At 63.6% G+C, this 16,450-nt stretch carries 18 protein-coding genes; 7 read left to right on the top strand and 11 right to left on the bottom strand.

All coding sequences use genetic code 11. The annotated features are described in order from the left end of the window. Positions 1-28 precede the first annotated feature (28 nt). The gene (locus tag PSV38_RS04845; RefSeq protein ID WP_300545474.1) at positions 29-748 is read right to left on the bottom strand and encodes a site-2 protease family protein; all 720 of its coding nucleotides are present in this window, start codon (positions 746-748) and stop codon (positions 29-31) included. Continuing rightward, complete coding sequence (gene purN / locus PSV38_RS04840; RefSeq protein WP_300545472.1) at positions 745-1,395, bottom strand: phosphoribosylglycinamide formyltransferase; 651 nt, start codon at positions 1,393-1,395, stop codon at positions 745-747. The genes PSV38_RS04845 and purN overlap by 4 nt, the downstream gene beginning before the upstream one ends. 93 nt (positions 1,396-1,488) lie before the next feature. Between purN and PSV38_RS04835 the strand changes: the two genes are divergently transcribed. Beyond that, positions 1,489-2,796 (top strand): tryptophan--tRNA ligase, encoded by a 1,308-nt coding sequence (locus tag PSV38_RS04835; protein ID WP_300545470.1) that lies wholly within the window; start codon positions 1,489-1,491, stop codon positions 2,794-2,796. A gap of 8 nt (positions 2,797-2,804) precedes the next feature. Next, complete coding sequence (locus PSV38_RS04830; protein WP_300545468.1) at positions 2,805-3,251, top strand: DUF3717 domain-containing protein; 447 nt, start codon at positions 2,805-2,807, stop codon at positions 3,249-3,251. Here the strand turns inward: PSV38_RS04830 and PSV38_RS04825 are convergent. Continuing rightward, positions 3,239-4,012, bottom strand: a complete 774-nt coding sequence (locus PSV38_RS04825) for a hypothetical protein (protein WP_300545465.1) — start codon at positions 4,010-4,012, stop codon at positions 3,239-3,241. The two genes, PSV38_RS04830 and PSV38_RS04825, sit on opposite strands and share 13 nt — an antisense overlap. Positions 4,013-4,248: 236 nt before the next feature. On the opposite strand from PSV38_RS04825, the gene PSV38_RS04820 reads away from it, so the two are divergent. Beyond that, entirely contained in the window at positions 4,249-4,734 is a 486-nt protein-coding gene (locus PSV38_RS04820) for a MarR family winged helix-turn-helix transcriptional regulator (RefSeq protein WP_300545463.1), read from the top strand. A gap of 17 nt (positions 4,735-4,751) precedes the next feature. Next, on the top strand, positions 4,752-6,548 hold the full coding sequence (locus PSV38_RS04815) for a glutamine--tRNA ligase/YqeY domain fusion protein (RefSeq protein ID WP_300545461.1): 1,797 nt from the start codon (positions 4,752-4,754) through the stop codon (positions 6,546-6,548). Between the two features lie 27 nt (positions 6,549-6,575). Here the strand turns inward: PSV38_RS04815 and PSV38_RS04810 are convergent, their stop codons facing one another. From PSV38_RS04810 to PSV38_RS04795, 4 genes are all read right to left on the bottom strand, one after another. Further along, positions 6,576-6,731: a hypothetical protein gene (locus tag PSV38_RS04810; protein ID WP_300545458.1), complete on the bottom strand. Its 156-nt coding sequence runs from the start codon at positions 6,729-6,731 to the stop codon at positions 6,576-6,578. Continuing rightward, a complete protein-coding gene (locus PSV38_RS04805; RefSeq protein ID WP_300545456.1) occupies positions 6,724-6,939 on the bottom strand; it encodes a hypothetical protein in 216 nt (71 codons plus the stop codon). The genes PSV38_RS04810 and PSV38_RS04805 overlap by 8 nt, the downstream gene beginning before the upstream one ends. 105 nt (positions 6,940-7,044) lie before the next feature. Continuing rightward, positions 7,045-8,046, bottom strand: a complete 1,002-nt coding sequence (locus PSV38_RS04800) for an SdiA-regulated domain-containing protein (RefSeq protein WP_300545454.1) — start codon at positions 8,044-8,046, stop codon at positions 7,045-7,047. Positions 8,047-8,067: 21 nt separating this feature from the next. After that, positions 8,068-8,757 (bottom strand): lamin tail domain-containing protein, encoded by a 690-nt coding sequence (locus PSV38_RS04795; protein WP_300545452.1) that lies wholly within the window; start codon positions 8,755-8,757, stop codon positions 8,068-8,070. A gap of 139 nt (positions 8,758-8,896) precedes the next feature. On the opposite strand from PSV38_RS04795, the gene PSV38_RS04790 reads away from it, so the two are divergent. Then, positions 8,897-10,393 (top strand): NYN domain-containing protein, encoded by a 1,497-nt coding sequence (locus PSV38_RS04790; protein WP_300545450.1) that lies wholly within the window; start codon positions 8,897-8,899, stop codon positions 10,391-10,393. 66 nt (positions 10,394-10,459) lie between these two features. Here PSV38_RS04790 and PSV38_RS04785 read toward each other — a convergent pair whose 3' ends face one another. Then, the gene (locus PSV38_RS04785) at positions 10,460-10,708 is read right to left on the bottom strand and encodes a DUF3297 family protein (protein ID WP_300545447.1); all 249 of its coding nucleotides are present in this window, start codon (positions 10,706-10,708) and stop codon (positions 10,460-10,462) included. A gap of 55 nt (positions 10,709-10,763) precedes the next feature. After that, entirely contained in the window at positions 10,764-12,191 is a 1,428-nt protein-coding gene (locus PSV38_RS04780; RefSeq protein ID WP_300545445.1) for an NYN domain-containing protein, read from the bottom strand. Here PSV38_RS04780 and PSV38_RS04775 point away from each other — a divergent pair. Further along, entirely contained in the window at positions 12,163-12,870 is a 708-nt protein-coding gene (locus PSV38_RS04775) for a hypothetical protein (RefSeq protein ID WP_300545443.1), read from the top strand. The genes PSV38_RS04780 and PSV38_RS04775 overlap by 29 nt on opposite strands. A gap of 15 nt (positions 12,871-12,885) precedes the next feature. Beyond that, positions 12,886-13,392 carry a hypothetical protein gene (locus PSV38_RS04770; RefSeq protein ID WP_300545440.1) on the top strand — a complete coding sequence of 169 codons (507 nt, stop codon included), beginning with the start codon at positions 12,886-12,888 and terminating at the stop codon, positions 13,390-13,392. Positions 13,393-13,419: 27 nt separating this feature from the next. Here PSV38_RS04770 and PSV38_RS04765 read toward each other — a convergent pair whose 3' ends face one another. Together PSV38_RS04765 and ylqF are read right to left on the bottom strand one after the other, a co-directional pair. Further along, positions 13,420-15,375: an ATP-dependent helicase gene (locus tag PSV38_RS04765; protein WP_300545438.1), complete on the bottom strand. Its 1,956-nt coding sequence runs from the start codon at positions 15,373-15,375 to the stop codon at positions 13,420-13,422. Beyond that, a complete protein-coding gene (gene ylqF / locus PSV38_RS04760) occupies positions 15,372-16,340 on the bottom strand; it encodes a ribosome biogenesis GTPase YlqF (protein ID WP_300545436.1) in 969 nt (322 codons plus the stop codon). The genes PSV38_RS04765 and ylqF overlap by 4 nt, the downstream gene beginning before the upstream one ends. Between the last annotated feature and the right edge of the window lie 110 nt (positions 16,341-16,450).

Raw genomic sequence — 16,450 nt, 5'->3', positions numbered from 1 at the left:
CCACGGTCCGGTTTGGTTTAGTGCTCGCCTAACCCGCCTTCAGCACCTCATGCACATCGTGCGTCATCACCGCCAGGAACACTAGCAGGCCCAGGTAGGCCAGGCCATAGACCCAACGTGTTTGGGGTGACGCAACGTAGTAATCGCCGTGGGCAGGGTCTGCAGCCCGGAACTTCCAGGCCTTGAACACCTGAGGTGCCGCCAGCAAGGCCACGATCAGCAGCACCGGGTTGGGGTTCAGCCAAAACAGGCCGACCAGGATGGGCGCGCCCAGCAACCACAGCTTGGGTGACAGCACGGCGGTGATGCGCCCACCATCCAGCGGCGACAGCGGGATCAGGTTGAACAGGTTCAAGAAGAAACCCGCGTACGACACCGCCAGCAACCACATCAACTCCGGCCCACCATCGCGCGCCACGGCATAGCAGGCCAGGGCGCCCAGGGTGCCGACCAGGGGGCCGCCCAGGCCCACGTAGGCCTCGGTCTCGGCGTTGTGCGGCAGGTCTTTCATCTCGATCCACGCGCCCAGAAATGGGATGAAGGTGGGCGCGCCGACCTTCAAGCCCCGCTGGCGCGCAGCAATGAAGTGCCCCATCTCGTGCACGAACAGCAGGCCCACAAAGCCGACGGCATAGCGCCAGCCGTAGATCCAGGCGTACACCCCCACCGACAGCAGCATGGTGCCGCCCGTCGTCAACAGCTTGCTGAACTTCAGCGCGCCGAACAGCAGCAGCAACCACTTGATCATGGCGCCGTCGTTGTCCCGGCGGCCACCACCAATTGCGCTTCGCCCTCGGTCTGCACCACCTGGTGGCCATCGACCTTCAAGCTGCCTTCCACGAACCAGCGCACGGCGCGTGGGTAGACCGCGTGCTCCTGTTTCAGCACCCGCGCCGACAAGCTGGCGGGCGTGTCGCCAGCCAACACCGGCACCGCAGCCTGCGCCACGATCGGGCCGTGGTCCAGCTCCGGCGTCACGAAATGCACCGTGGCACCGGCCAACTTGCAGCCTGCGTCAATTGCGCGCTGGTGCGTGTGCAAGCCCGGAAACGCGGGCAACAGAGAGGGGTGGATGTTCAGCATGCGCCCCTCAAAGTGCCGCACAAAGCCTTCGGTCAGGATGCGCATGAAACCGGCCAGCACCACCAGGTCAGGCTTGAAGCCATCAATGGTGCGTGCCAGCTCGGCGTCGAAGGCCTCGCGGGTGTCGAACTGGCGGTGGTCCACCGACGCTGTGGCAATGCCCCGGTCGGCCGCAAAGCGCAGGCCCGTGGCCTCGGCCTTGTTGCTGATGACGGCGGCGATGCGCGCCGGCCAGTGCTGCGAGGCGCAGGCCTCGACGATGGCTTCCATGTTGGAGCCGCGTCCGGAAATCAGGATGACGATGTTTTTCATGCGGCGTAGAGTGTACCGGGGGCGCTTTTTTGGGGGCCCCTTCTACAATGCGCCTCTTTCCCGCCACCACGCAACCGCCCACCCGAGCCAGCCATGACCGAACGCGTTCTCACCGGCATCACCACCACCGGCACCCCGCACCTTGGCAACTACGTCGGGGCCATCCGGCCTGCCATCGCGGCCAGCCGTGAGTCCGGCGTTGAAAGCTTCTTTTTCCTGGCCGACTTCCACGCCCTCATCAAGTGCGCCGATCCGGCTCGGATCGAGCGCTCGCGCATCGAAATCGCGGCCAGCTGGATCGCGGCGGGCCTGGACCCGGAGCGCGTGACCTTCTACCGCCAGAGCGACATCCCCGAAACCACCGAGCTGACCTGGCTGCTGACTTGCGTGACCGCCAAGGGCCAGATGAACCGCGCCCACGCTTACAAGGCGTCAGTGGATGCTAACGAGGCGGCGGGTGAAGAGCCCGACGCGGGCATCAACATGGGTCTGTTCAGCTACCCCATCCTGATGGCGGCCGATATCTTGCTGTTCAACGCCCACCGCGTGCCCGTGGGCCGCGACCAGGTGCAGCACATCGAGATGGCCCGAGACGTGGCCCAGCGCTTCAACCACGTCTTTGGCGCCGGCAAGGAGTTGTTCGTGCTGCCCCAGGCCGAGATCGAAGAGACCGTGGCCACCTTGCCGGGCTTGGATGGCCGCAAGATGTCCAAGAGCTACGACAACACCGTGCCCTTGTTCGAAGGGGGCCCCAAGGCCCTGAAGGACGCCATTGCACGCATCGTCACCGATTCGAAGCTGCCGGGCGAGGCGAAGGAGCCTGAGGGCGCGCACCTGGTCACCATCCACGATGCCTTTGCCGACGCCGCCACGCGCGCCGCTTTCCACGCCGACCTGCGCGCAGGCCTGGCTTGGGGCGAGGCCAAGCAACGCGTGGTCGATCTGATCGAGGCCCACGTGGGCCCGATGCGCGAAAAGTACGAGCACCTGATGGCCCACCCGGAGCAGATCGAAGAGATCCTGCTGCTGGGCGCCCGCAAGGCGCGGGCCGTGGCCACGCCTTTCCTGAACGAGTTGCGCGATGCCGTGGGCCTGCGCAAGATGGTGGCAGTGGCCGCGCCCAAAGCCCAGGCCGAGCAGGCCAGCAAATCAGCCTTGCCCGTGTTCAAGCAATACCGCGAGGCCGATGGCCAGTTCTATTTCAAGCTGACCACGGCCGATGGCGGGCTGCTGCTGCAAAGCCAGGCCTTCGCCGAGGGTCGCGAGGCGGGTAGTTGGGTCAAACGCTTCAAGCAGGAAGGTGCGCAGGCGCTGTCCGGCGCCCCCGTCGAGTTGGCTTCGGGTGTGGCCAAAGCCGACGTGGAAGCGGCTTTGAGCGCGCTGGTCGCGGCACAGTCATAAGCGCCACCATGGCCGGCATCCACATCACGGACATCGAATCGGCCATCAACTGGTGGCGCGAGCGCAGCCCCTCGGTCGATGGCATCCAGTCGTGTCCGCAGGTGGGCGCCCTGGCCGAGGTCTACGCCCTCATGGTCTATTACCGCGAGCCCTCGTGCGACGAGGCCACCATGCCCCCCAAGGCCAAACAAGCCTGGCTGGATTGGTATGAGACGACGCCCGACACGCCCTGCATTGCCATCTGCTCCACCAGCCAGGGCGACGACATCTGCAAGGGCTGTGGCCGCACTTTTGACGAGGTCCAGCTGTGGCCCGAGATGACCCCCAGTGAAAAGCGCGGCACCTGGCGCCGCATCACCCTGGAGTCCAACGCCTGGCGCTTCAACCGTTATTCAGAGCGGGCCCGGGAGGGTGTGACCGCGTTGGCGTCTGATGAGGGCGGTCAAACGACCTGATTGACGCCGGCCGCCGAGGCGGCTGTTTTCCTCTTGGCGGGCTTGACCAGGGCCTTCCACAAGAAGGGCCAGATCGCCCACAAGAAGATCGCCAGGTCGGCGCGGCCAATACAAGGCAATTCGGTGCCACGCTGCCAGTTCGGGTTGAGCTCTTCAAAGAAGGCCACGTCGGGCTCGCGCGCCCGCAGGGCTTCGTCAATGCCCGCCACGTCCTGCTTCAGGCAATTGGCGTGGTCGCCGAAGTCCAGCGTCATCAAGGCGCGGTCCAGCTTGCCCGGGAACAGGGCCTCACAGTAGTTGATCACCAAGGCTTTCAGGTGCGGGTTGTCGTCTTGCCCGCGCCGGGGGTAGTGCTCCGGGAAGTTCTTGGACAGCAGCAAATAGGTTTTGTAGCCCTTGGAAATCAGCAGCCAGTACTGGCGCGAGAAGGGGCGTTTGAGGGCCTCGGTGAACAGCTTCAGCGCAAAAGCCGTTTGCAAGGTGCGCGAGCCCCAGTAGGCCTTTTCGATGATCGTGTCGCCGCTGAACAAGCCCCGCACCGTGCGCCCCTGGTGCTGGAACTCGTGGATGCCGAGCGTTGAGAACCCCACGATCTCATCCGTTGATTTTTTGCGGACCAGGAACACGCCGTCCTTCTTGCTCAGATCGGTCATGAAGGTGCCGATGGGGCCGTTGGCGTAGTTGGCCTCGAAGATGGCGTGCATGCGCATGATGTCGAACACGCTGAGTGATCGGACTTTTTGGTAATGGGTGCTGAGCATTGGGGGGCCGGTCTCGGGCAATTTTGTGTGATGTATTTCGCGTCTTGGCCTATTCTCGAAGTCACCCCTGGATCACCTTCGAGGGCGAACCCTCGGCTTGGGCGTTCACCCCCTTGTTTGAGGGGTATTTGTTTGAAACAAGCTTCATTTATCTATAAGTGTTTGTATGAGTGATGTTTGAAACTGGTGACTCTGCGCAGCGACTAAAATCCGCCGCAAACGTCATCCGGGTCCCCATGAACAACAAGAACGAAGTCTCCATCGATGTGTTTTTCAATCCCCACGTGCCGGGCATTGATTACGGCGTGCTTGATTCCCTGGTGGGCTACGGCGTGCGACGTGCTCAGTTGGCCCTGAACGACCTGTTCATCCAGTCCCTGGCACCCTGGAACATCACCCCGCCCAGGTTTTCGGCGCTCATCGTCATTTCGCGCAACCCCGGCCTGAAACTGACCCAATTGGCCAAAGTGCTGGGCATTGCCCGCTCTGGTGCGGTGATGCTGGTAGATGCGTTGGAAGACCTCGGCTACGTTGAGCGCCTGGACGTGCCCGAAGACCGCCGCGCCTTTGGCCTGGCCCTGACCGCCAAGGGCCAGACCGACCTGGTCGCGATCACCCAGGCCGTGGTTCAGCAAGACCAGTTGGCCGCGCGGCCGTTGGGGGCGGCGGGGTCGGAGCAGTTGCTGGCCATGCTCCAGCAGCTGGCCAACCCGAACCGGTGAGTGAATAGAATCGGGGGATGAACGCTCCCCTTGAAGATTCGACCCCTCACAAACCCAGCAACTTCCTGCGCGGCATCATCGACCGCGATCTGGAGCAGGGCACCTATGCCAGCCGCCACTGGGCAGGCACCCCCGGCGACGCGGTCCACCATCAGGCAGGCCAGGCCGATCCGGCCCGCATCCGCACCCGTTTCCCGCCCGAACCCAATGGCTACCTGCACGTGGGCCATGCCAAGAGCATCTGCCTGAACTTCGGCCTGGCGCGCGACTACGGCGGCGTCTGCCACATGCGCTTCGACGACACCAACCCTGAAAAAGAAGAACAGGAATACGTCGACAGCATCCTGGATTCGGTGAAGTGGTTGGGCTTTGGCTGGAAAGCCAACGGCACCGATCACTTGTATTACGCCAGCAACTATTTCGACTTCATGTACCGCGCGGCAGAAAGCCTGATCGGCGCGGGCCTGGCCTACGTGGACGAGCAAACGCCCGAAGAGATGCGCGCCAACCGGGGCGACTTCACCACACCCGGCAAGGACAGCCCCTTCCGTTCGCGCACGCCCGAGCAGAACCTGGCCCGCTTCCGTGAAATGCGCGATGGCCAGCATGCCGACGGCAGCATGGTCTTGCGCGCCAAGATCGACATGGCCGCGCCCAACATCAACTTGCGTGACCCGGCCATTTACCGCATCCGCCGCGCCACCCACCACAACACGGGCGACAAGTGGTGCATCTACCCGATGTACACCTTCGCGCACCCGATTGAAGACGCGCTGGAACAGATCACGCATTCGATCTGCACGCTGGAGTTCGAAGACCAACGCCCCTTCTACGATTGGTTGCTCGATCGCCTGGCCGAGTTGGGCCTACTGCAACAGCCCACGCCCCAGCAATACGAGTTCGCGCGGCTGAACCTCACCTACGTCATCACCAGCAAGCGCAAGCTCAAGCAACTGGTGGACGAAGGCACGGTTGAGGGCTGGGACGACCCACGCATGCCCACCATCGTGGGCCTGCGCCGCCGTGGCTACACGCCCGAGGCCATCCAGCTGTTCTGCGAGCGCATTGGCGTGACCAAGGCCGACAGCTGGATCGACTACAGCACCCTGGACATCGCCCTGCGCGAGGACCTGGAGAACAAGGCCCACCGTGGCATGGCCGTGCTCGACCCCATCAAGCTGGTGCTCACCAACTGGGAAGAGATCATGGGCGCTGGCCACCTTGAGCCTTGCAGCGCACCGGCCTTGCCGCACCCACCCGAAGGCACGCCCGAGCCCGCACCCCGCCACTTCACACTGGGCCGCGAGGTGTGGATTGAGCGCGAAGACTTTGAAGAGGTGCCCCCCAAGGGCTACCGCCGCCTGTTCCCGGGCAACAAGGCGCGCCTGAAGGCCGGCTACGTCATCGAGTGCACGGGTTGCACCAAGGACGCTGATGGCCGCGTGGTGGAGGTGCAGGCTGTGGTCGTGCCCGACACCAAGAGCGGCACGCCCGGCGCCGACAGCGTCAAGGTCAAGGGTGTGATCACCTGGGTGAGCGTGCACGAAGGCGTGGCCGCCGAAGTGCGCCTGTACGACCGCCTGTTCACCGAGGCGCAGCCCGATGCCGGTGGCAAAGACTTTTTGGCCAGCCTGAACCCGGACAGCAAGAAGGTGGTCACCGCGTTCGTGGAACCTTCATTGGCGGCAGCGGTGGCGGACCAGAAGTTCCAGTTCGAGCGCCATGGCTACTTCGTGGCCGATCGCAAGGACCATGCGGCGGGCAAGCCCGTGTTCAACCGGGTGACTGGCTTGAAGGACAGCTGGGCCAAGTGAGCGAGTAAGTGTGCCTCTGGCGGCGGCTCACTTCTTGATGGTGCTGACGGTCACGGTTTGATACTGGGGCGCCACCTTGGCTTGCGTTTCCTTGCCCAGCTCGATCAATTCCAGCGGGGTGTTGGGGAACCTGCTCCGGAACCGGTTGACCGCGTACTTGGTGCAGGGTGGGTAGTCAGGCACCCACCGCTGTTTTACGAACATTCGGCGCTGCACACAGGTAGTTGAGCAGCTTGGGCTCGGTGTGGAATTGCCCCATGCCTTGGCAACCAAACCGTTGTGAGGGCTCAATGGCGGCCAGCGCATCGGTGCTGCCATCGCTGAAGCGGACCAGGGCCAGGCAGATGTTGTGCTGCTCGGCGTCGTACTGCGCCTTGATAGCGATGGCCATTGCGGCATCCCGTCGATCCCATGCAGTCATCGAGAGTCTCCAGCGTTCATTGTGCTCAGGGTGGTTTCATCCTAAGCCTCACGCTTGAGAACTCACATCCCTAGATCACGAAGTGGGCGTGATGACGGCTTTTCTCTTGCGACGCGCCAGCAAGCCCAAAAAGCCAAGACCCGTCAAGGCAATCGCCCATGACTCGGGCTCTGGCACGGGCGAGGCGGACAACACGATCAGCTGCGACATGGGGTTCGCGGGGCCTGAGCCGTCCTGGAGTTGCTCAGCCACCAGGTAGATGGTTCCGTGCTCATCCACCGTCACACCCTCGATGCCGTTGTTGGGCAGGATGTTCGACAAATCGAAGGTGCTCAAGGTCTGGCCGAGGCGGTTCACCTCGATCAGCTTGCGCGAGCCCAGGCTCAGGATCAGCAGGTTGTTGGCGGCGGCCGTGCCGGCGAGCGTGTCCACTGGTGACAGTGTTTGCACGTCGGACAAGGTCGACAGGCCCATCAGCGTGGGGTTGAACAAGGTCGATGTCGTGGCCACGCCGCCGGTGTTGTTCGCAAAAGTCAGCGTGCCCGCCCGGACGTCTTGCGGGCCCGCTTGCTTGACCGTCACGAAGCCGCCGTTGCTCGGGTCGTAGCTGATGCCCTCCAGGCCGTTGTTGCCCACGGTGGCATTGCTGATGGACACGCCACTGGCGGCCAGATTGGCAGTGCCACCTGCGGTGTAGTTGAAGCGGTAGGCGTCGTACAGGCGCTCTTCGGACACCACCAGAACGCCGTTGCCCAGGTAGGTCAGGCCTTCGGTGTCATGGTTGGAACTGCCGGTGTTGGCCCAGTTGAAGGCCATGCTGCCCAGGGTCTGGCCGGTGAGTGAGATCTCGACCACGCCCGTGCCTTCATCGCCCACGTAAAACAGCGTGCCGCGATCACGCGCATACGTGACTGCTGATGCCTCCAGGCCCGAGACGCCGTTGCCGGTGCCCGCCAGTGTGCTGAGCGCGTACGTGCCCGTCACCTGGTAGTTGGCGAGGTTGATGGAGTTGGCCGCTTGTGCGCAGAAGCAGGCTGCTGAAGCTGCCAGGGCGATGGTCAGTTGTTGGATGTTCATGGTGAATGCCTTGCCGCTCAATCAACGTTGCTGACGCTTGCGCGCGATGACCCCGAACAGGCCCAGTGCGGCCAGTGCCAGCACGTAGCTCTCGGGTTCAGGGACGGCGGCGATGGTGCCGGGCGATCCGATTTCGATCGGGTGGTTGGCCGCGGCGAAGGCGCCATTGACACCCACCACACTCAGTTGCGAGATGACGGTGTTGTTCAGGCCTGCGGCGTTGTCGAAGGTCTGGTAAGGCGAGGTGCCGTCGGATGTGCCAAAGCTGACGTTGGCCTGCAGGACGCCACTGGCGTCAAACACATTGACCGCATCGCCTGACTGGCTCAGCCCCACGCGCATGCCTGTGTAGGTGCCAATCTGCAAGCCGGGCGGGATTGCGCCACCAAACCAGGTGCTGAGGAAGCTCGCCGAGGCGGCCGTCTCGGTGAAGATCACCGACTCGCCTGCTGCGATGGTCGTGATGCCCACCAAGGCCACCTTCTCGCTGCCATTGGAGTTGTCGTCCATCTTCCAGCCGGTGAGGTTCAGGGCCGAAGCGCCGGTGTTGGTCAGCTCGAACCAGTCAGTGGCATAGGGAATGGCGGGGTTGTTGCCGCTGCTGCCCCAAGGGGCCACTTCCGTGATCCTCACGGCGGCCTGCGCCAGGCTGGTGCCCAGGGTCAGTGCCAGGGCCACCGAGGCGAGCATGGTTTTCTTGAACGATGTCATCTTGTACTACTCCGATTTGAACGAGCGCGCCAAGGCAGGCGCTGCAGACAGGTAAGTCCGGCAGCTTGCGTGCTTCGTGTGACCGCCTTATGACGGCAGGCCTGGGCTATGCTGCGGATTGACCGGCTCTCGCACCCCCATGAAATCTGCCCTTTTCGTCGACTTCGACAACGTGTATTCCGGTTTGCGGCGCCTGGATGTGGCCTATGCCGAGCGCTTCGCCAGCGACCCTCTCCGTTGGATGGACTGGATCACCACACGTTTGCGCATGCCGCTCGATCCGGAGGCCCCCGTCAAGCGACGCATCCTCGTGCGCCGCTGCTACCTCAACCCCGTGATGTATCAGCGCTTTCGGTTCGGTTTCAGCAAGGCTGGTTTCGAGATTGTGGATTGCCCACCCATGACCGCCGCGGGCAAAACCAGTACCGACATCCACATGGTGCTGGACATCGTGGACGTCTTGCAAAGCGACACCCGCTACGACGAGTTCATCGTGTTCTCGGCCGATGCCGACTTCACCCCGGTCTTGCGCAAGCTGCGCCGCGATGACCGCCGCACCACGATCTTTGCGGCGGGCGCCACCTCAGCGTCTTACGACGCGTCGTCCGACCTGATCATTGATCCTGAAGCCTTCATCAGCGACGCGTTGGGCTTTGGCGACGACGAGCCCACTGGCGAACCAACGCCCGACTTTGAAGGCATGCTCGCGCAAGCCGAGGCCTTGACCTGGGAAACGGTGGACAAGGCCTCGGCGCCCGTGATGCTGCCCGCGCTGACCAAGATCCTGGCCACGCAGGTGCCGGGCCTGGCCATCAGCAACTGGGCTGGTCGCGGCACCTTCACCGCTCTGCTGCGAGAGCTTAAGCTCAGCCCCTTGCGCATCGACCGCGAGAACAACTGGCTGCTGGACCCGCGCCGCCTGAAGGCCGATCCGGTCGAGGAGCCCAAACCCAAGCCCGCGCTGGACATCCGCCAGCAGCTTGAAAAAATCCTGATCGACGAAGTGGCGGCCTCAGCCCGTCCGGTGGCCGTGGCGCGCCTGGCGCACCAGGTTCGGCAAAGCTGCCCAGGCATCGAGACCGATTGGAACGGCTGTGGCACTTTCAAGAAGTTGCTGGACACGGTGCACCCCGCTGGCGTGCAGATATCGTGGTCGCACCTGGGCGGCTATGCCTTTGACCCCGAGCGGCATTCGCTCGACTTCATCTCGCAGTCTGTCGAGATGGGCAACGACCTGCCCGAGCACGACGAGCGTTGGCCCCGGGTTGCGCCCATCTTGCAGGTGGCCAATTTCCCATCGATGTCGGGCCCCCAGTACCGGGCGTTTCTGGAGGCCTTGTCGCAGGCCTTGGGCGAAGGCCCTTATGCCCTGGCCGCCACCAGCAAGCGCGTGCGAGACATCTGCCAGGACCGCAGCGTGCCCATGACCCGGGCTGACATCAACGCTTTGCTGCGGGCCTTGCTGTTCAATGGCTTTGACCCGACCACGGCAGGTTCATCGTTCGATGACTTGGTGGCTGCCACGTGCGGCGTGGCCCTGGCGGCGTGTGAGCGCGAGGGCATGAGCCTGGTGGAGGCCGACCGCGAGGCGCTCTTGAGCTGGGTGTTGAGCGCCGTCCCTCAGGGGCAACATTAAGGCCTATCTGCAAGCCCGCTGAGGCCCGAGCTGGCATCACGTGTCCGGCTGTGCTTGTTCACGCGATCACTTGTAAAACGCTTCGACCTTGCCCTTCAAAGTGATCAGCAGCGGCTTGCCTTTGCGGTCCACTTTCTTGCCGGCGGGCACTTTCACCCAGCCTTCGCTGACGCAGTATTCCTCCACATCGAAGCGCTCTTTCTCATTGAAGCGGATGCCGATGTCGTGTTCGAACACGGCCGCGTTGTAGTGGGCGCTGCGTGGATCAATGGACAGGCGGTCGGGCAGGGCCGGGGTTTGGGGGGCTTCGCTCATGGTTGTTTTCTGGTTCGGTTGATGCGGACAAACTGCCCGCGATTTTGCCCTTTGATCACGCCGTGCCGTCGGCCGCCTTGCGGGGGCGGCGCGCGCGCGGTGCCGCCTTGCGGGCGGCAGGGGCCGCTTCGCTGGCTGCTGGCGCGGGTGCCTTGGTCGGCTCCGGGGGGGCGGCGTCACCGCTCAGGGGGCTGGCCTTGTTGGCCGCGCTTTTGCGAGCCGGTGCCTTCTTGGCGGCGGCGCGTGGGGCCTTCTTGGCGGCGGGTGGGGCTGATTCGGCTTGCGCTTGGTGTGGAGTGGCGGGGGGCGCGCTTGCCTGAGCCGGGGCGGCCGGTGTCAGGGGGGCGGTGCGATCCGGGTAGAAGGGCGAACGCTCGGCTTGAGGGCCCTCGCGACCATCGCGGCTCCGACCTCCTGGCTCGGCCTCGTTGTGTGGGCGGCGTGCTTCACCACGCTCGCTGCGTTCACCTTGCGGTTGTTGCCCACGGCCCGAAGCCGAACGGCCCCCACGGCCTCGGCGGCGCCCCTCGCCCCGCTCCTCGCGGGGTGAGGTCTCGCTTTGAGGTGCCTCGGATTCGCTCTGCTGCGTTTGGGCGCGGGTCTGTTCTGCTACGCCGGCTTCGGTGGCACTGGTGTCTTCAGTACGTGGCACCGCGCCGCTGCTGCGGTACACGTAGGCGCTGGATTTCTCATCACGGCCAAACTCGAGCAGGCCGCGCGCACGCGCTTCCTCCAGCAGGTTGCCGAAGGTGCGAAAGCCATAGTAGTTTTCGTTGAAACCGGGGTTGCGGCGCTTGATGGCCTCTTTCAGCACCGAGGCCCAGATTCGGCCGCCTTCGTCCCGGTCGGTGACCATCGCTTCGTAGGTCTCGGCGGCCATTTCCACGGCCTTGGTGCGGTGCGCGTGGAGTTCTTCGCGGCGGCGGTTTTCTTCTTCGGGTGTGCGGCGAGCCTGTTGCGGCTCGCGGTTGTCGCGCGTGTCGCGGCGGGCGGCCTGGCGCTGGCTTTCGCGCACCAGGTCGTCATAGAAGATGAACTCGTCGCAATTGGCGATCAGCAGGTCGGAGGTGGACTGCTTGACGCCCACGCCGATCACGTACTTGGCGTTCTCGCGCAGCTTGGACACCAGGGGTGAAAAGTCGGAATCACCCGAGATGATGACGAAGGTGTTGACGTGCGACTTGGTGTAGCAAAGGTCCAGCGCATCGACCACCAGGCGGATGTCGGCCGAGTTTTTGCCAGACTGGCGCACGTGCGGGATTTCGATCAGCTCGAAATTGGCCTCGTGCATGGTGGCCTTGAAACCCTTGTAGCGCTCCCAGTCGCAATAGGCTTTCTTGACGACGATGCTGCCCTTGAGCAGCAGGCGTTCCAGCACGCGCTTGATGTCGAACTTGTCGTACTGTGCATCGCGCACGCCGAGGGCGACGTTTTCGAAGTCGCAGAACAGCGCCATGCTGATGTGGTCTTGGGGTGTGGCCATGGTGTCTTCTCAGGTGGATCCAGCCCGACATCATCACACGGGTGTGCGAAATGCACGGTATTGCCAGTTTCGCCCAATTGCCTTGGGGAATGTACTTTCCGGCCATGGACAGTTGAAAACTAAAGTGGCGCAGGCTTTCAAGGGGAGGGCCATGTCGACATCTTCACAGGAACATGGAATGAAGCGTTACTTTCAAAAAATGGTTTTGGCCACCCTTCTGACGGGCGTTTTTTCCCTGTCGGCCCATGCCGGAAAATGGACCGTCGTTGATCTGGGGCCGGCCTCCAACCAATCGTTCCTGCACTTGAACAACGCGGGTCAGGTCATCGGAAACTACATCAACGGCGATGGCAGGAGCACGGGCTTCGTGACGGGGCCCAATGGTCTCAACCGCGTTGACTTGAGCCCTTTGGGGGGACATGAGACCAGTGCGATCCGCATCAACAATGCCGGTCGTGTGGTGGCTCAAAGCAGCCTCACGGATGAGACCGGTCGAGCAGATTACGTCTACGCGATCACTGTTGCTGGTCAGCTTCAACTTCAGGCCTTGGTTCCCAAGTTCTACCTGTACGGCAAAGGCGGCATCAATGACCGCGGTCAGGTGCTGGGCTACGACATGGCCGCATCATCGATGTTCATCACCGGGCCGAACGGGCAGGGGCTGAGCCATGTTCAGTAGGCGCAGCCCAATGCCTTGCCAGAGGACATCAACGCCAAGGGCCAGATTCTTTTTGATGATCAGGCCGGAGGCGTTTTCATCACCGGGGCCAATGGCATCGGTTCCCGCCAGGTCAAGCCTGCAGGCCAGGTGGATTACATGTCGTCCGTCGCCATGAACGACCACGGCCAAGTGGTGGGAGAGCTGCGCCGCCAGGGCGACAACCTGCCGCGTGCTTTCATCACTGGCCCCCAGGGCAAGGGCGTCAGGGAGCTGGGCCAGCTGGGTGCTCAAAGCAGCGACGCGCTTGGCATCAACCGGCGCGGTCAAGTGGTGGGCATTCTCGATTCCCCCACGAACGGTGACGGCATGCATGCCTTCATCACAGGCCCTCATGGCATCGGAATGCGTGATCTGACGCTCGAGGTGAAGTTGCCCAAGGGATACCTGACGCACGCCTACGATGTCAATGACAAGGGGCAAGTCGTGGCCTACGATTACTACCATGGGCGGGCCTACCTGCTGACACCTTTGCCCAGGTGAGCGATCGTCTGCCGGTCAACCGCTTGGCTAGATCAGCCCGGCGTCCATGAGGTACTTGCTGGGCTTGGCGGCGTCGTACAGGATGGTCAGCCGGTGCTTGGCGCGGGTCATGCCCACGTACAGCAAATTGCGGTTGTCGGCGGTGTTGCCGCCCACGGCGAATTCGCCCTTGTTCAGGCCCGGCATGATGACGTGTTCGAACTCCAGGCCTTTGGCGGCTTCGATGCTGGACAGCACCACGCAGTGCTTGCTGCGCATGGCTTTTTGCCGCACTTCGCGGCCGTTCATGGCCCTGAAGAACGATTCGACGTTGTCAAAAGTGGCGGCCGACTGGATCAGGCCCTGGATGTTGGCGCTCACCTGCGCGATGTCGTCGGCGCGCACCATCACGCGCGCGGCCAGTTGCTGGGGTGCCAGGGCCTGGATGAACCGCTCCATCAGCACATCGGTGGCGTTGGATCGGATCACATCCAGCGCGGCGTAGATCAGGCCCCGGATGTGGGGTGGGGCGTTGCGCAGCACCTGGTTTTGCACGAAATGGGGCACCAGCGCGGGCTGCGCGGCCACTTCCTTGATGGCCAGTTGCTCGGCCTGTTGCTGCTGGGCTTGGTCGGTGGTGTCGGCTTCCACGAAGGAGCCGCAAAACAGCAGCAAGGACTTGAGGATGCGCACACGCGTGTCCACGTCTTCGATGGCCGCGAACTCGTCGCGCGCATGGGCGATCAGGCCCCGCACGAACAGCACTTCGGGCCGCACCAGGTAAGGGTCGAAGCCAGCGGTGCGGTAGTCCACGCCCTGGTCCAGCAGGTGGTTTTCCAGCTCGACCGATTGGTGCGGTTGGCGCAGCAGGATGGCCATCTCAGAGGCCAGTGATTTGGGGGCCAGGCCTTCGCGGTTCTTAAGCACCTGGGCGATGTGCCGGTGGGCGTCTTTCAGGCTGTCGTACCTCACCACGTTCACGGGGGTGTCGTGCAGGCTCTGGGACAAGTAGTCCTTCACTGCCAGCCGACCCACATGGTGCGCCAAGGTTCGGCCAAAGCGGTAGGAGCTGGTCAGCGGCAAGCGCTGCGCCGGGCCGATCTCTCGGTCAAAGCCGCTGCCCATGAAGCTGGCGTCGGCGCCCGCCATGGCGTGGATCACTTGGTCGCGGTCGCCAAAGCCGATGAAGGCGGCGGGGTTCTGCGCCAGCAGGTGTTGCAGCACCGTGAACATGGCCCGGTTGGTGTCGTGCATTTCGTCCAGCAGGACCAGGTGCAGGCCCAGGGCCATCGGGTGCTCGCCTTCCAGCAGGGCATCCTCGGTCATCAGCAGCTTGGCCAGGTCGTGCGTGGCGTCGTCGGGCGCCCTGAAAGCGTGGCGATCCGGGTGGCCGCCCCGGCGCAGGTGTTCGTAGGCCCAGAAGGTGCGCAGCGTGAGGTAGTCGTGGCCCAGTTCATCGGCCAAGGCCGGTGTCAAAGGGCGGTCCGCCGCCTCCAGCGTCAACTGCATCGTGCCCTTCAGGCGGGCAAACGAGGCCAGCAGGCCTTCCACGGCGCCTTCGCCAGAGCCTTCAATGGCGAACTCATCTCGGTGGCGTTCGTCTTCGTTGGACAAGACCCGGTCGATGGCCAACAGCACGTGAGGTTTGAGCTGTTCGGGCGCGTTGTAGCGCGTCACGCCCGGCCCCTCGATGCTGGCCAGGCGTTCGGCACAGAACTGGTCGAAGGTCTGGATGCGCAGGCGATTGCGCACGGCGGCGGGGATGCCAATGCGGTCCAGCGCCCGGCGCAGTGAAGCCACGGCAGCGTCGGTGTAGGTCAGGGTCTGGAGGTGGTCGAGGTTGGCGCCGCGCTCCAAAGCTTGGGCCAATCGCAGGGCCAGGGTGGTGGTCTTGGCCGCGCCAGCATTGGCCTCGACGACCACGTGCCGGTGGCGCTCAAGCTGGATCGCCCGTTGCTCGGCGGTGGGCGTGAGGCCCTTGGGCTGGAAGACGGCGTCCGTCATTCACCGACCGGTTCGTTGTCGGCCTCACCAGCGTCGATCTCGGCTTGCGCCTCGCGGGTGCCCTTTTTGCGCTTGTTTTTCTTCTCGGCCTTTTCCGCCTCCACCGCCATGCCAGCCGCCCACCAGGCCTGGAACTCGTCAACGGTTTCCAGGGTGATGCGGCCCATGGTGGCGGCCCTGAAGTCCGTCAGCACCAACTCGCCGGCCTTTTGCAGGTTGATGCGGCCACCGCCCAGCACCGCGCCGCGCTTGCGGCCGATCTCGGTCAGCAACTCGTCGTCGTGCAGGGCGCTGGTGTCGTTCAGCTTGAAGCGTGCCTCCAACTGAGGCGCGTAGTGTTGGCGCAGGTAGTTGATCAGCTCCAGCGCCACTTCTTCTTCATCGTAGGCATTGCGGCCCACGGCACCGCTGGCGGCCAGGTTGTAGCCACTCTTGTCCACAATGATCTTGGGCCAGAGCATGCCGGGCGTGTCGAACAGGTAAAAGTCGTTGGCCAGCGCGATGCGCTGCTCCATCTTGGTGATGCCCGCCTCGTCGCCCGTTTTGGTGGCCTTTTTGCCGGTCAGGGTGTTGATCAGCGTGGACTTGCCCACATTGGGAATGCCGCAAATCAGCACGCGCATGGGCTTGGCCATGCCGCCGCGCAACGGGGCCAGCGCACGGCAGGCCTGGATGAGGCGCTGCGCTGGGGCCGTCACTGAAGCGTCCAGGCCCAGGGCGCGGGTGTCGGATTGGCTGTTGTAGTGCGCCAGCCATTCCTCGGTGCGAACCGGGTCGGCCAGGTCCTGTTTGTTGAGCAGCTTCAGTTTGGGTTTGTGCCCCGTCAACTGCTGCAACATGGGGTTGGCGCTGGAGCCCGGCAGGCGGGCATCCAGCAACTCGATCACAACGTCAATTTCCTTGATGCGTTCGCTGATGGCTTTTTTGGTCAGGTTCATGTGACCGGGAAACCATTGAATGGGCATCTTTTTGACTTTCAGGGCTGGGGTGGACGAGGCCCACCATTGTCCCACTCCTCTTGGATTTCAAGAGGGCCCCTGTTCAGGCAGGCCTTTTGCGCTTGGGGTGTAATGCG

The organism is Aquabacterium sp. (assembly GCF_029946005.1).
Classification (GTDB): Bacteria; Pseudomonadota; Gammaproteobacteria; order Burkholderiales; family Burkholderiaceae_C; genus Aquabacterium.
The sequence above is the reverse complement of the archived record's forward strand: the minus strand, read 5'-3'. Positions and strand labels throughout refer to the sequence as shown.